We start from the raw sequence: 15,581 nt of genomic DNA, 5'->3' as shown, positions 1-15,581 counted from the left end.
GAAATAAAAAAAATTGTTAATTAAGGAAAATTTTATGCCATTTTATCATAAACTTGGACAATTGCCGAAGAAGAAACATACAACCATGTATAAGCCGGATGGAACTCTTTACAAGGAAGAGCTGGTCAGCTCTAAAGGGTTTTCGGGAGTATATTCTAATAAGTATCATATTCACATGCCTACACGCACTCTGAGAATGCAGGAACTTCCTCAGATTGACTATAGGGAATGGGAAGAAGCACCACTGATGCACTTTCACTTTTTTACTGATAAACTCGAAAAAGCCGGTGATTTTTTTACTTCAAGAATTGCCTATCTCCATAATAAACATTGCGTTGTTCATGCTGCAAGACCAAATCAAAACCCTGATTATTTTTATAAAAATTCCTTTGCTCACGAGTTTATTTTCGTTCATCATGGCAGTGGTGTCCTTTTATCAGATTATGGTAAATTACCATTTACTGCCGGCGATCAAATAGTAATCCCACAGGGAACAATATATCAAATGCAATTCGATTCACTGGATAATAATAAAATTGTAGTTGTCGAATCCGATACGGCTTATGAAATTCCAAAGCATTACAAAAATGAGTATGGACAGCTCGAAGAGCACGCACCATTTGAAGAGCGTGATTTTAAGATACCCGAATTTATGGATGCAATAGACGAAAGCGGTGAGTTTAGGATTTTGATAAAAGCCGGGAAAAGACTTTTTGAATATATTGCTCCTGAACATCCTTTTGATGTTGTTGGTTGGGATGGATTCTTATATCCTTTTGGTTTCAATATCAAGGATTATAATCCAAAAGTGGGCAGGATTCATCTTCCTCCGCCTGTACATTTGCTTTATACCACACAGCATTTTGTTCTTTGTAACTTCAATCCGCGTCCATTTGACTGGCACGAAAATGCAATTCCCGCACCTTATTACCACTCAAATATTGACAGCGCCGAAATGCTGTATTATATTGAAGGAGATTTTATGAGCAGAAAAGGTGTCAGTGAGGGTTCAATTACTTTGCATCCGATGGGAATACCACATGGTCCGCAGCCCGGTAAAACAGAAGCAAGCGTTGGTGCTAAATTTACTGAGGAGTATGCTTTAATGCTTGACACATTCGAACCGCTTAATCCTACGATGAATGTCAAGGCTTCCAATGATGAACATTATTATAAAAGCTGGCTGTAAAATTTTTAGGTTGAAGTGAGTATTTATAGTTAGCTTATCTTATTCGATGATAGTTTTAACTTGCAATTTTTTGTAGATTTTCAATAATCAAAAAAGGCTTCCCGAATTACCGGGAAGCCTTTTTTAGAGTCAATTTGAAATTATCAAATTATTTGATTACAACTAATTTCTGAGCGAGGCGAACACCATTAGATTCTAAATAATAGAAGTATGTGCCGCTGGCAAGATTATAATCCTGAGCATTGAAATTAATGTTGTGAGTACCAGTCTGGTAGTTACCTTCAGCCAGTATAATACTACCTGCACCACTTGCATCAGTCATTGTGATTTTAACAAATGATTCTGTTGGAACAGTAAAGCTGATAGTTGCAACTGACTGAACAGGATTAGGAGTAGCAGTAGTCAGAGAGTATCCGCTCTGGAATACTTCTACAACGCTTGAAGTTCCTGTTGTAATTGTAACAGTAACAGTTTCGCTTGTAACATCACCACAATTGTTGCTAACTACAACATAGTACTCGCCGGCATTATCAGGAGTTGTCACATCAACTATATAATACATATCGTCCGAATCCTGAACAAGTGTGCCGTTGTGGAACCACTTGTAGTTAAGAACTTCCTGATCATCATTGCCTTCTGCAACTACATCAAGCATTAACTGACGACCTGCTTCAACAACTGCGTCTTGAGGCTGAAGAAGTATAGCCGGACCTTTATTAACAGTTAAATCTGCAAATCTTGTTTCAGATAAACCACCACCAACAAGTGTAACAAGCACTGAATAATTGCCGGCATCGGCAGCTTCACAATTCATTATATTCAGAGCATTGGTATTTGCACCATCTACTTTACCTGCAATATTCTGAAGCGGAGTGCCATCCTTCATCCATTCATAAGTAATTTCATAATTAGAAGAGGTATTAGCAGCGATTATGAATGAAGCATTATTTCCTTCGCAAATTACAGTGCTTGAAGGCGTCTGAGTAATATTGAGATCAATAACAGCTTCTAAAAGCTCTGCTTTGTCAGTTTCAACAGTGCCACAAAGTCCCTGAATTACAGCATAATATTCACCCTGGTCAACTGTACCGAAATTGCGGATTGTAAGATAATTTGATTTTGAACCTGCAATCTTATGATTATCTGTTAAGAGTATATCATTTGCTTCGCTGACATATTTGTACCAATTGACTTTAACTTCATCATTAGCAATTGCATTTTCAATTGACTTGCCGTTTGCATGAGCTTCGAAAGAAAGAACTACTGTTTCACCTGTGAATGCAAATACATCCTGCGGCTGGGTAGTAATGTCAGTTGGACGTGTTACATAAACAGCTACTTCACGTGAATAAACCGGTGTAGTTGCTCCCGGACCCATAACTAAACATTTGTAAATACCTGCTTGATTGTGTCGAAGATTTGTAAAATAAAGGATAGGCTCAGTTTCTCCGTGAATTGGAGAACCGTCAAGTTCCCATTGATAAGTCATAGGAGCATTGTAATCAATCGCAGATGATACGGTAAGATAATTATCTGTTGAACCGACACAATCTACGAAACCATCTGTCTGGCGTTCAATAGTAATAGCTAACAATAGTTCATGAGAGCCAACAAAATATGAACGTCTTACAACATTGCCAAAATCAAATAATTCCAATTGACCTAAATAACCTTCATCACCCGTGAAAAGCTGATAACCGGCAAGAAGGGAAGTTGAGTAATATTTAATATTCAAGTTTTCAAGTGATTCAAACTCAATAAGAGCAACGTCAGATTCTCTGTCAAATCCCTTAGCTTGCCAAGGATTTAAGTTAGCATACTGTGAACCGTTGTCATTGATTAAAATATTTCCGTTGGTATGGAATATGTTTTCATTTGAGCTCGAAATACCATTAACGTGATAAACAACTCCTGTACCATTATTAGCAAAAATATTTCTCCAAACTCTGTTGGCATTATTCAATTTTGCAGTCGGTAAAGTATTTGATTCGTTAACAACTGAATTATAAACAAAATCAAAATTTGGAGAACCCGCGATATCCAAAGCGGTTGAGTTTCTGCCTGTAATCTGGTTATTACCAGCAGCGCCACTTGCATTAATTATTCTCATAGCTGCAATGTTAAGATTGCCACTTTGACCTATGTTGACATAGTTTTGATTAATAAATGTGTTTGCACCGTTTACAAAAATACCGTTCAAATTAGTACCATTGACTCTATTGCCAACGATTTCAGCTGCTTCATTTGGATTTTGAGTATTATGGCTTACATAAATTACTGCATCGCCGGTATTTCCTGAGCCGGTAATACCCGAGAACTCATTTCTCAAAATTGATGTTGAGTTCCATGATTGAATACCAAAGTTTGGAACTAAACCTGCATTACTGATGAAACGATTATCGGCAAACTTAACATCCCCACTTGGCAAAGCAGATTCGAGAATCTGGCTGTAAATACCTACCCAAGAGAAATTAAAGAAGTCATTTTTGCTGATTTCTATATTTGGGTATATTTTGTTTGTGACTAATGAATAAATACCCGCTGAGCCATTATTGAATGTACATTCAGAAACTTTAACATCGCTGGTGTTCATCATGTTAATAATTGAATAGTTGTTGTTAAATCTTGGTGAATTAGCAACGCCATTAAAATTAACTTTATTGAAATCCAAGCCCCAAACGCTCATAGCGTTAACAAGAATACCTCCATTACTTGTATTGCTACTATTGTTATTAATTGTCAAGTTGTTGAATGAAATTCTGTCCATACCATTTAATAAAATAACAAAATTATTTTGGGCTGTTGGAGCAAATGATATGACGACATCTGAAGCAAACATTGAGTTGCCTCTAAATTCAATAGGATTTCTGCGAGGAAGTGGACTATTTAAAACAATCTGTCCGTTATAAATTCCGGAGTTGATTAAGAAAGTCACTTTTCCTTCACCAAAAATACCACTTGAGTTAATGTATGAAGCCGCTTCACCCGGTGATGCAAAGTGTGCCGTAGCCCCGCCAATAGTATATGTACCTGCTGCAAGTGACGGACCAATACCGCCTTTGTACTCATCATTATTTTTGTCTTCATCATTTACACCATTTGGATTACTTGTTGAACAATCAACAGTAAATGGTCCTAATGGAGTTTTAGCATAGAAATTGTAAGTGCCAAGATTTAAATCCTGAGTTTCATCTCTGCCAATGTTGATGCCTGTAAAAGTAACAGGAGATTGGTCAACACCGTCAATTTTCCAATGAACAGTTACACTCGTCAGCGGCTTAGGAGTGTAATTTCTGACTCTCGCTCTTACCTGAGTAATGCCGGGTCCAAATCCTTCGGGAGGTCAGAAGAAACCAACTACACCTGCATCATTAAGTACCGGAGTACGATTAACTGTATATACGTCATTATCAGGATTTGCATCAACTTCAAAGTCATTAGCGTTTCTTACTTGAAATCTCATATTAAATGCATTAAAAGGTCCATTTGCAGGATAATCAAGATTTACATTTGCCAAATTAATACTTGTTGTTTGGTTTTCACCAAGCTTGCCTTTCCAGAAATAGGTTTCCTGCTTGACGTCATTAATCCACCAATCAATATATACTGATTCGAGAGGTGCTTTGTTATTACTACTGAGAGTAACATTTATGTCATGATTACCTACTCTGAATAAGTTCATAGGATTTGTCAATGCTGTAATGCTTGCATCAGGAGCATTGGGAGCGATATTAACAACATAGTCTTCTGCTTCACCATAGTAATATGATGTACCACAAGGATCAGCAGGATACTGATAAGGATAGTTCATATAGCTGTATTCCGTCATAACCCTCATTCTGGTTGTACCGAATGATACATCATCTGGTACAACAAAACTACCTTTGTAACCTTCCCATGATAAGCCATCATAAGTGCCATAAGCAAGCTCAGTTTTAGTATCAAATTTGTCATCTCCATTCCAGTCAACCCAAATGGCAAGTTCCATTTCATAAGTATAACCGAATTCTACAAAGAACTCAATTTCATCTCCCGGTTTCATATCTACAACCTTGTTGCTGTAATATGTATATCCCGAGCTTGCCCAGTCTGAAGAATTTTCCATGTTACCTATCTGAACATAGTCTATTCCCATGTAAATGCCGGCATTGGAATATTTTGGCTCGCAATAATCTGCTTTGAGCAAAGAATTATTGAGCAAAATTCCCGCGAATATCAGTAATACTAAGATTACCGGTGAATAATGTTTAGACATAACCATTTTACCTCTATAAAATTGAAAAAAATAAATTTTTGGCACACTAAATGTTAAGAAAAAATATCTATCAAAAAAAACTAAAATTAAATACTTCCTAACACAAAATACATATTTCTAAATATAATTAATTTTTGACATAAAAAAAAATATTTATTTATTATTTTCTTTTTTTATTCAATATTTTGCTAATTTGTTATTAAATCAACAGATTAACAGTAATTAATTTAGTTTTATTGTGAAAATATTGTCTTATATAGTCAATTATATTACAAAAAGCAGAGATTGAAATTATAGTCTTCAAAATTTTTGAAAATTATTATTTTTGAAATAATACCATTTTTCCCACTTATTACATCAGATCAACGTTATAATTTATATATTAAGACAATTTTAATTATTTTTTATAGGAATGTCATAATGATAAACTCAATTCATGATGCATATTTTAGTGGTAAGCATGTATTACTTCGTGTGGATTTAAATGTACCTTTTGATAATGATGGTAATATTACTGATGATAAGAGAATTGTAGAATCTCTTACAACAATAGATGAAATCATTGATAAAGGTGGTATTCCTATCCTGTTGTCCCACCTCGGAAGGCCTAAAGGCAAGAGGAATTCAGAATTTTCTCTCAAACCTGTAGCTGATTATTTAGTCAGTCATTTCGGATATAAAGTCATTTTTGCCGACGATTGTATAGGTGAAGCGGCTGAGAATGCAGTCCATGAAGCTGAACCCGGCGATATTGTACTCCTTGAAAATTTGAGATTTTATAATGAAGAAGAAGCAAATAACTCTAATTTTGCTTCTAAACTGGCAAAACTTGGTGACTGCTACGTAAATGATGCATTCGGGGCTGCTCACAGAGCTCATGCAAGCATAGAAGCAATTACTAAATTTATGCCTGAAAGATATGCAGGAAATCTTATGATAAAAGAATTGCGTTACCTTGGAAATGCCGTTGATGAGCCTCGCAGACCATTTACAGCTGTTATTGGCGGAGCAAAAATTTCCGGTAAAATTGATGTTATCAATAGTTTACTTCAGAAATGCGATAATATTATTATCGGAGGTGGTATGATGTTTACTTTTTATAAAGCTATGGGATACGAGATAGGAAACTCTCTTCTTGAAGCCGACAAAGTAGAGCTTGCCAAAGAAGTAATAGCAAATGCAAAATCTCAGGGGATAAATCTTCTTTTGCCAAGCGATGTAGTTATTGCTGATAAATTCAGCAATGATGCTAACTATAAAACAGTTGAAGCAGACTCTATTGTAGCCGGAGATATTGGTATGGATATAGGAGAAAAAACTATAGGATTATACAAGGAATTTATTTCAAATTCAAAAACAGTCGTTTGGAATGGTCCTATGGGTGTATTTGAAATGCCAAATTTTGCTAAAGGTACTTTGGCAGTTGCTGAGGCTCTTGCAGAAGCTACCGAAAAAGGTGCTGTGACAATAGTTGGCGGTGGTGACTCGGCAGCCGCAATTAATCAGATGAAATACGATTCAAAAGTAAGCCATGTTTCAACCGGTGGTGGTGCTTCTCTTGAATATCTCGAAGGAAAAGTTCTTCCCGGTGTTGCGGCATTGGAAGTCTAGTTAGTCATCTAATCTATTTAGATTAAATAAACCCGCTTTGGGAATATTCCAAAGCGGGTTAAATTTTTCATGCAAAAATATTTCAATCAAATCTTATTATTTTACGTAATCGTAACCTTCAATATAAGATTCTTTCCAAGTTGTGAAGCCGGCTTTTCCATTAATCGCATCATACATCATACCGTTTGCACCGAATGATAATGATTTTGCATCATAACCAAGAAGTCTTAAATAAGCAGCGACATGTGAACTTGTCTGACCTGTATAGCAATAAACAACTATTGGTTTGTCAGTAGGAAGAGTTTTTAAATTTGTCATCACTTTCAAGTCTGTCTTAGGCAAGTAATTCATTGCACCCGGAATATGACCAGGGTCTAAATACTGTGCATTGGGCCAATAATTAACAATATGGAAATTGTTTAAATTAGCAAAAACGTCATCCGCACTTATTGAAGCAGGACCATAACCTTCTGCGATAATTGATGTTGCGCGGGCTTCAAGAATGTCTTTTCCGGTTGATTTACCTGTAGTTATAGTAGGCATTTTGCCTGCGGCTGGCTTTTCTGTAACAGTTTGAACCATCATAGTAGCTTTAGAATTGCCAATTCTTGGAGTCCATCTGTCAAAATCTTTATGCCATGAGCAATGTCCCCATTTTAAAGTTACAGCATTGTTGTAACCTAAAATTCTGTAAAGACTTGTTACATAAGATGCAGATTGACCTGTGTAACATGCAACAACGATTTTATCAAAGCTTGCTGCATTAACAGTTTTGATATAGTTAAGGGCTTCAGGAATAGTAACATTTACAGCACCTTCGATATGACCTTTCTCAAAGTCAGCAGCTGTTCTAATGTCAACAATAAGAACTTTGCCCGGAGTAGCCATCAAAGCTTTTACATCTTTTGCATCTATCATAGCAGGTGCAGTAGTATTAATATAGTCACCATTTGCCTCAATATACTCAGCAAGAATCAGAGATTCTTCTTTAGTAGGGGTTGTTTTATTGTCGTCATCAGAACAAGAAACGATGAACATTACACCCAATAAGAGTGCCCAGAATTTAATGTTTTTTAACATGGATTTTATCCTTAATATTATTTATAAAAATTAATTAAACCATTTAGAAGGTAATTTACCGTCAACTGTAATCGGCTTAGTCGCCTGAACTTCCCAATCTCTTAAATCCGATTCGAATAAATAGAGTTTAGAATTTTTAAGTACTCCATCTTCATTTTTGATATGACAGTTATCATAACAGGATTTTCCTTGAGCAACCTGTGTGCGTTCAGTCCATCTCTGAATGTTATGAGGAGAAGTATAATTATATGTTGGGTGAGCATCAAATTTTGTATATTGAGCAACACCAAATTTTTCCCATGAATCCGGTCCTGATGGTGCTCTGCGAACAAGTACCCACTTCAGGTCAGGTTTTACGTTTTTAATTGGATTTTCAGCAATTTTGAAATCCTGATAAGAAGTAATTCTTGCACCCTCTCCACCAATATGGCAGCTACCGCAACTGTTATAAGTTTGCGAGTGACAAGTTTGACAACTGAAATCTTTACCGTGCAAAGCATGGAAAGTATTTGAAGTAGCAACATTGGCATGGCAATCAGTACACTGTGGCATCTGAGCAACTTCATATCTTGTATCATATTTTATACCATCACCATGAAGCTCCTGTTTAGTATGACAGCTCATACAATCAAAACCTTTTGTTTGGTGAACGTCCGGCTTAGTTCCGGCTGCTATTCCTAAAAATGCATGACCGCCGCGTGTTTTGTGACAAGTGATACAAACGTTGTGCATATCGGGCTTTTTGCTGAATGAATGTCCATTCATAAGACCGCCACCACCTGCGTGTGGTTTATTAACGTGACATTCGCCACATGAAGCATGACATGTAGCACAATTCTTTGTATAACCTTCCTGCATTGATGCAGGTAATAGATTAAATTCATGTGAGCCGGCAAGTCCCATTCTTTGTGTAACTTTACGCATTTGACCAAATCCGTTATGAATATTAGTCGTAGCACCTTTGGTTTCTTCAGCATGGCAAGATCCACATTTTTCCTGTGCCATCATTGATGGCTTTGCGATGAAGTTGCCTGTGTGTGCAACTTTTTTGTCATCAGTTTTATCAACACCACCGTGACATCCGACGCAACCGATTGCATAATGGCTGGATTTCTTATATTCTTCAAAACCTGCACCGCCAAGATAAACAGCATCATAAGGTTCGACATGAGGAACATCACCACCGCAACCGCCTCCACCCGGGTCAACATAAGGGTCAGCGACCAGTTTTAAGTGGTCATAATTTGAGTGACAGCCCTCACAAGAAGCAACACTTTGCTTGCTGGGCTCTGTTTTTTTGTCGTCTCCGCAACTTGCAAGGAACATCAATGCTCCAAATGCAGCGAGCAGAATTACGAGATGGATACTTTTCATAGTTCAATCCCTTTAAAATTTGTTCAAAATTTATTATCAAATAACAATTATTTCAATACTTTTATGAGTATGACAATTTCTACACATGTAAAATTAAGCATTTTATTCGTGATATGCAAGCAAATATATTTAATATTTAACTGATAGTTAATAAAAATTTACAATACTTTAACGTATTATTACGACACAAACAGAATTTATCATACAATACGATTGTTATTAAAATATCTATTTTATAACATATTTTTGATATTTTGTATCATAAATGTGGAGTATATTATCAATAATTTATATTACTATATTTACTAACATCATAAAATCAACGTATTTTTAATTTAGTTTTATATAAATGTTAATGAAAAAGGCTGCAAATTAAATATTTTGTAGTAACAAATATTTTGCAGCCTAAATCATAGAATAAATATATTCAGATTATCTTGGGGTCAATTCGATATATGGGACAATCATCTCTTCCATCGAAACTCCACCATGCTGGAAACTATCCCGATAGCGATTCATATAATGATGGAAATCAGTTGGATAAACAAAATAGAAATCTTCCTTGGCGATGATATTATTTACAGTAATTCCTTGAGATGGCAATCTAAATTCTTCAGGCTTTGCAAGCTGTATAGCATGACGATTATCAGCTTTTACATTTTTGCCGAATTTATACCTTAAATTGGTTGAGGTATCCCTATCTCCTAACACCTTAACTCCCCGCATACAGCGAATAGCTCCGTGGTCAGTTGTAACGATTACTTTCAAATCTTTATTCTGTGATAGTGTTTTGAGCATTCCATAGAAACTTGAATGCTGAAACCACGATCGAGTTAGAGAACGGTAGGCAGATTCATCGGGCGCTATTTCTTTTAGAATAGCATAGTCCGAACGTGAGTGAGCAATCATATCCACAGCATTAATTACAATAGCAGTAAGCTGATTATTCTTGAACTGATGCATATCACGCTCAATTTTCTGACCAAACTCAGTATCAAAAATCTTTATATAACCGGGTTTATTCTTGATTTTAATTCTTCTTCTTTCAAGCCATGCTTCCATCAGCTCTTTTTCATATGCGTTTAGCTTATGGTCTTCACTATTCGTATCAGAGCTCCACCATTGGGGATAATGCTTCTTTATATCAGCAGGAAAAAGCCCCGAGAAAATCGAATTTCTTGCAAATTGGGTTGCAGTTGGAAGTATAGCACAGTAAAAATTTGTCTTAAATGAATAATAAGGTGAAATTATTTGCTGCATCATAAGCCATTGGTCGTAGCGCATACAGTCAACAACAAACATTACGACACTTTTGCCATCATTCAGCAGAGGTTGCAAATGTGTATCCAGCAGATGTGGTGACATAACGGGATCAGCATCGGTATATCGCTTGGTAATCCATTCACGATAATTATTTTCGACAAATTTTGAGAACTCAGCATTTGCATCGCGGAACTGGTCCTGAAGAGTTTGCTTTAGAGCTGAATTTGGCATACGGTCAAGTTCGAGAGACCAATCAACCAGCTTTGTATATATCTCCACCCAATCATCCCAGCTAAGATTATCAAGCATTTTTCTTGACAATTCTGCAAATCCTGATAAATATACCTGAGTAAATTTCTCTTCTTCCAGTCTGGAAGATTCAAGGAATTTTTTTACTGCAAGCAGGATTTGAGTAGGATTGACAGGCTTTGTTAGATAGTCATCAATTTTACTTCCTAAAGCATCTTCCATAAGGCTTTCAGCTTCATTTTTTGTTACCATTACTACAGGTGTTGTAGGGTCAATTGATTTCAGTACAGGAAGTGTTTCCAGCCCTGTAATGCCAACCATAGTCTCATCTAAAAATATTAAACTGTAGTGGTGGTTTCTGACCATTTCGATAGCGTCTTCGCCGTTAGTAGCTGAATCAACATCATAACCACGCTGATTCAGAAGTATTATGTGGGGTCTGAGCATTTCAATTTCATCATCAATCCAAAGGATTTTACCTTTTGCCTCATCCATGTATAATCTCCAATATTAAATTAATATTTAACCAAACAAACATTGTAACCAAAAAACATGAATAATTGCTCCGATTTGATGATAATAATAATGTTAATATCGTTTTAGGTATTAATTTATTTTTGATTAATATTTTACGATGAAAAAAGACTGGGTTGTTATTCAACCGGAACCTGAATTTTTCTGTATTTAGGGAGTTTTACAGTAATTTTTGTGCCAACTCCCGGAGTGCTTTCAGCAACTATGCTACCTTTGTGAAGTTCTGCGAATTCTTTACAAATTTTGAGACCAAGTCCGGTGCCCTTTTCGTTTTTTGTACCTTTTGTAGATTCGGCATTTGTCATAAAAAGTCTTGTAAGTTTGTCTTGAGTCATACCGATACCATTATCATAAACCATTAGGTTATAATAAGTACCATGGTCTTCGAAAACAAGTTCGACAGTATTATTTATTTTACAATACTTAATAGCATTCAGCAAAAGATTTCTGATAATTACAGAAATCATATTTCTATCAGCAGTTATAATAGTTTCGGGAACTTTTTTTATTAAATTGACTTGTTTTGATAAAGCGTGCTCAGTAACCTGGCTTAATATTTCATCTGCTAAAATTCTAATATTGAAATTATCATATCTTGGCTTCAATTCCATATTTTGCGAAAGTGCCCAAGCCAGCAAATTATTCAATATGTCATTCAAATTTGTCAAACTACCTCTTAATCTGCTGACAAGAGAGAAAAGTTTTTCAGGTGGGAGTTTATCATAATACTCAATTATCATATCATTACTTGAAATCGAAGCGGCAATATGATTTTTCAAATCGTGAGCAATGACTTTGAATATCTTTGTATTATCTTCGTTAGCTTTGAAGAGTTTTATAGATTTTTCGTTAAACTGTTCAATTGTGTACCAGAATTGGCTGATAATTGGTTTGAATATCAAAAACGCTTCGATTAGAAGAATGATGAGCATTATATTCAGTAAATTTCCACTGATGCTCTTAAGACCTGCTACTTTTTGCTTTGCTTCAGTCGCATATCTGTAAGTGATTTCATCAACAATCCGATCATATCTATCTTCAATAACAAGCAGACTATTTATTCTTTTGTCCCATTCAGGATAGATTTCAGGCTCATTATGCCTGTCATTTTCAATATCCTGAAGAAAATCATAATAATATTTCCTTAATTCGGTATAAGATTTTTCAAGTTCAAAATATAAATTTTTATTATATCTATATTTTTGGTCAGTAGTAAATGCAAACTCATCATCAATTCTTAATAACGAATCGTTTTTTACCCATTCTTTGAAATTATTTCTTATTCCTACAGTATTTTTAATACTACGGTCATGGTCATATCTTACAAGAAGAATGTCTTTAAGGATAGTTTGATTCAGTGCTCTCTGACGTGCCGATAAATTAACGACTTCAGAGTCTGTGAGCTGCTCAGAAAGGCTGTTCTGAATATATAGGTTTGCCGCTACCATAAGCACTGCAAGAAGAGTCAGTGCCAGGCTGTAGAAGTATGTATATTTTTTGAGCTGTTTCAAATTTATTGAAAAAGCTTGTATTTTCTTATCCATATCAAACGGCAACAAGTAAAAATAAAAATTTGAATCAAAATATTTTTTAAAAATATGAAATTTTTATTGATAAATCAAGGGAATAAACAATAGTGAAAAAACTATATTCCAACTTTCATTATCAGTTAACTTTTCTCACTTTCATATATACAATGACAAAAATTAAGCCAAAAAGTTACATTAATTCTTTGTAACAATAGATTAATATATGGTTCATTCTTTAGAATTAATTTTTATTTGATTTTATTTTGATATCTTTTGGCAAACAAATTGCAGAACACATAATATTAATATTGATTATGGTAAATATATAAATAGATGGCTAAAAATAACCAAATCGAGGTGTTTAATAACCCGACGGTACAAAAATTTCGCAACAATTACGGAGCGAAAATAAGCGCAAATACAGATATACTTCTTGCAGGCTCTGTATTGCTTGTAATTGGGTTGTTGATAATTCCGCTTCCCGGCTTTATGCTTGATTTATTTTTGACTATTAATATAGCCGTTGCATTACTAATAATAATGGTCTCCCTTTATCTCAGAAATCCTCTTGATTTAGCATCATTTCCGACAATGCTCCTTATGACCACTCTTTTCAGATTAGGTCTTAATGTTGCCTCAACAAGACTGATTTTGGGTGAAGCAGAAGCTGGTCAGGTTATAGAAGCATTCGGTCAATTTGTGATAAAGGGCAATTATGTAGTTGGTATAATTATATTTTTAATTCTTGTCATAATCAATTTCGTAGTTATAATTAAGGGTTCGAGCCGTATAGCCGAAGTAACTGCAAGATTTACTCTTGATGCACTCCCCGGCAAACAAATGTCAATTGACGCCGACTTGAATGCCGGCTATATAGACGAGCAGACTGCCCGCAAACGAAGAGATGATTTATCCAAAGAAGCCGATTTCTTTGGAGCAATGGATGGTGCAGCAAAATTTATCAAAGGTGATGCAATTGCAGGACTTATAATTACAGCTATAAACATTCTTGGCGGATTTGCGATAGGTGTTTTGCAGCGTGATATGGCTGTAGCTGACGCTGCCTCTACATATACAATACTAACAATTGGTGATGGGCTTGTATCTCAGATTCCTTCACTTTTAATTTCTATAGCAGCAGGTCTTGTAGTAACAAGGTCAGCCTCTACCGATAATCTTGATATAGAGCTCGGTAAACAGTTCGGAAGCAATCCGAAGCCGCTTCTTATGTCGTCAGCTGCATTAGTAGGCATAGGGCTTCTTCCGGGATTTCCGTTTTTTCCTTTTTTATTATTAGCATCATTCACGGGTTTTGCCGGAATTTACAGAATACAATCCATTAAAAATCAGGATAATAAAAAGCTGGCTGAAGAAATAAAAGTCACGGAGGAGGAAACTAAACCGCAAGAACAACCTGTAGAAGAACTGTTGAAAATTGACCCTGTGGAAATTGAACTTGGCTACAATCTTATTTCTCTGGTTGATGAGACTCAGGGAGGGGACGTATTTAAGCGTATAACAAATATCAGACGGCAGATTGCAACAGATTTGGGGCTTATACTACCACCTGTAAGAGTGCGGGACAATCTTCAGCTTGAGCCTGATGAATATATTATAAAGATACGAAGTAATGAAATTGCGAGAAACATTTTGCATCCTAATATGCTGCTTGCTATGAATCCGGGCACTGCTGAAGGCGATATCCCCGGAATAAAAGTAACTGAACCGGTTTTCGGTCTGCCTGCAACATGGATTTCAAACTTTGAAAGAGAAAATGCTGAAATTAAAGGATATACAGTTGTTGAAGCACCTACTGTTTTAACGACACATTTGACAGAACTTCTCAGAAGGAATGCTGAAAAACTACTCACAAGACAAGATGTCAAGCATTTGATGGATAACCTTAAAGATGATTATCCTGCACTTCTTGAAGAAATTAATCCTGATAATTTGCCAATTTCAACATTGCAAAAAATATTACAAAGATTGCTTTCTGAAGGTATTCCAATCAGAGACCTCCCACTAATTCTTGAATCATTAATAGAATATTATAAAGTGACAAAAAATACAGATGTTCTGACTGAATACGTCAGACATAATTTATCCGAAACAATAAAGAAGCTTTATCAGGATAATAACGGAGTAATTCATGCAATTTCGCTGGACGCAGTGATTGAAGACTCAATGACAAAGGCGCTTCAGGCAAATAATCAAAATGCATTGGTTCCTTCACTTGGATTATCACCGGACACAATTAATAGTATTCATCAGAGTTTATCGGCGTGTATTGACGATGTAACAATGAGTGGGTATCTGCCGGTTGTGATATGTTCAGCTCAGGTAAGGCCATATTTTTACAGAATGATTCACACAACTTTTCCAATGGTCAGCGTAATCAGCTATTCAGAACTTCCTGCAGAAACAGATATTGAAATTCTAAGTTCATTAAGAGTATAGCGGAAATTTTGATTTTTTTTGATATTGTCAAAATCATTCA

At 35.6% G+C, this 15,581-nt stretch carries 10 protein-coding genes; 4 read left to right on the top strand and 6 right to left on the bottom strand.

Features of this window, described 5'->3' with window-relative positions; all coding sequences use genetic code 11:
• Positions 1 to 34 precede the first annotated feature (34 nt).
• On the top strand, positions 35 to 1,189 hold the full coding sequence (locus KF896_14735; protein ID MBX3044965.1) for a homogentisate 1,2-dioxygenase: 1,155 nt from the start codon (positions 35 to 37) through the stop codon (positions 1,187 to 1,189).
• 148 nt (positions 1,190 to 1,337) lie between these two features.
• Here the strand turns inward: KF896_14735 and KF896_14730 are convergent, their stop codons facing one another.
• Positions 1,338 to 4,124, bottom strand: a complete 2,787-nt coding sequence (locus tag KF896_14730) for a T9SS type A sorting domain-containing protein (protein MBX3044964.1) — start codon at positions 4,122 to 4,124, stop codon at positions 1,338 to 1,340.
• Between KF896_14730 and KF896_14725 the strand changes: the two genes are divergently transcribed.
• Positions 4,108 to 4,344 carry a hypothetical protein gene (locus tag KF896_14725; protein MBX3044963.1) on the top strand — a complete coding sequence of 79 codons (237 nt, stop codon included), beginning with the start codon at positions 4,108 to 4,110 and terminating at the stop codon, positions 4,342 to 4,344. The genes KF896_14730 and KF896_14725 overlap by 17 nt on opposite strands.
• 188 nt (positions 4,345 to 4,532) lie before the next feature.
• Here the strand turns inward: KF896_14725 and KF896_14720 are convergent, their stop codons facing one another.
• Positions 4,533 to 5,444, bottom strand: coding sequence for a hypothetical protein (locus tag KF896_14720; protein ID MBX3044962.1), 912 nt, complete (start codon positions 5,442 to 5,444; stop codon positions 4,533 to 4,535).
• Between the two features lie 420 nt (positions 5,445 to 5,864).
• Here KF896_14720 and KF896_14715 point away from each other — a divergent pair, with 420 nt between their 5' ends.
• Complete coding sequence (locus tag KF896_14715; protein MBX3044961.1) at positions 5,865 to 7,055, top strand: phosphoglycerate kinase; 1,191 nt, start codon at positions 5,865 to 5,867, stop codon at positions 7,053 to 7,055.
• 96 nt (positions 7,056 to 7,151) lie between these two features.
• Here KF896_14715 and KF896_14710 read toward each other — a convergent pair whose 3' ends face one another.
• The 4 genes from KF896_14710 to KF896_14695 all read right to left on the bottom strand — a co-directional run bounded on the left by KF896_14710 (position 7,152) and on the right by KF896_14695 (position 13,099).
• A complete protein-coding gene (locus KF896_14710) occupies positions 7,152 to 8,135 on the bottom strand; it encodes a rhodanese-like domain-containing protein (protein ID MBX3044960.1) in 984 nt (327 codons plus the stop codon).
• A gap of 30 nt (positions 8,136 to 8,165) precedes the next feature.
• Entirely contained in the window at positions 8,166 to 9,509 is a 1,344-nt protein-coding gene (locus tag KF896_14705; protein MBX3044959.1) for a hypothetical protein, read from the bottom strand.
• 432 nt (positions 9,510 to 9,941) lie between these two features.
• Complete coding sequence (locus tag KF896_14700) at positions 9,942 to 11,516, bottom strand: PglZ domain-containing protein (protein MBX3044958.1); 1,575 nt, start codon at positions 11,514 to 11,516, stop codon at positions 9,942 to 9,944.
• Between the two features lie 158 nt (positions 11,517 to 11,674).
• Positions 11,675 to 13,099, bottom strand: coding sequence for a sensor histidine kinase (locus tag KF896_14695; protein MBX3044957.1), 1,425 nt, complete (start codon positions 13,097 to 13,099; stop codon positions 11,675 to 11,677).
• A gap of 318 nt (positions 13,100 to 13,417) precedes the next feature.
• On the opposite strand from KF896_14695, the gene flhA reads away from it, so the two are divergent.
• Positions 13,418 to 15,541, top strand: a complete 2,124-nt coding sequence (gene flhA, locus KF896_14690; protein ID MBX3044956.1) for a flagellar biosynthesis protein FlhA — start codon at positions 13,418 to 13,420, stop codon at positions 15,539 to 15,541.
• Positions 15,542 to 15,581 lie beyond the last annotated feature (40 nt).

Source organism: Ignavibacteriota bacterium (assembly GCA_019637995.1).
Lineage (GTDB): Bacteria > Bacteroidota > Ignavibacteria > Kapaibacteriales > UBA2268 > JANJTB01.
The sequence above is the reverse complement of the archived record's forward strand: the minus strand, read 5'-3'. Positions and strand labels throughout refer to the sequence as shown.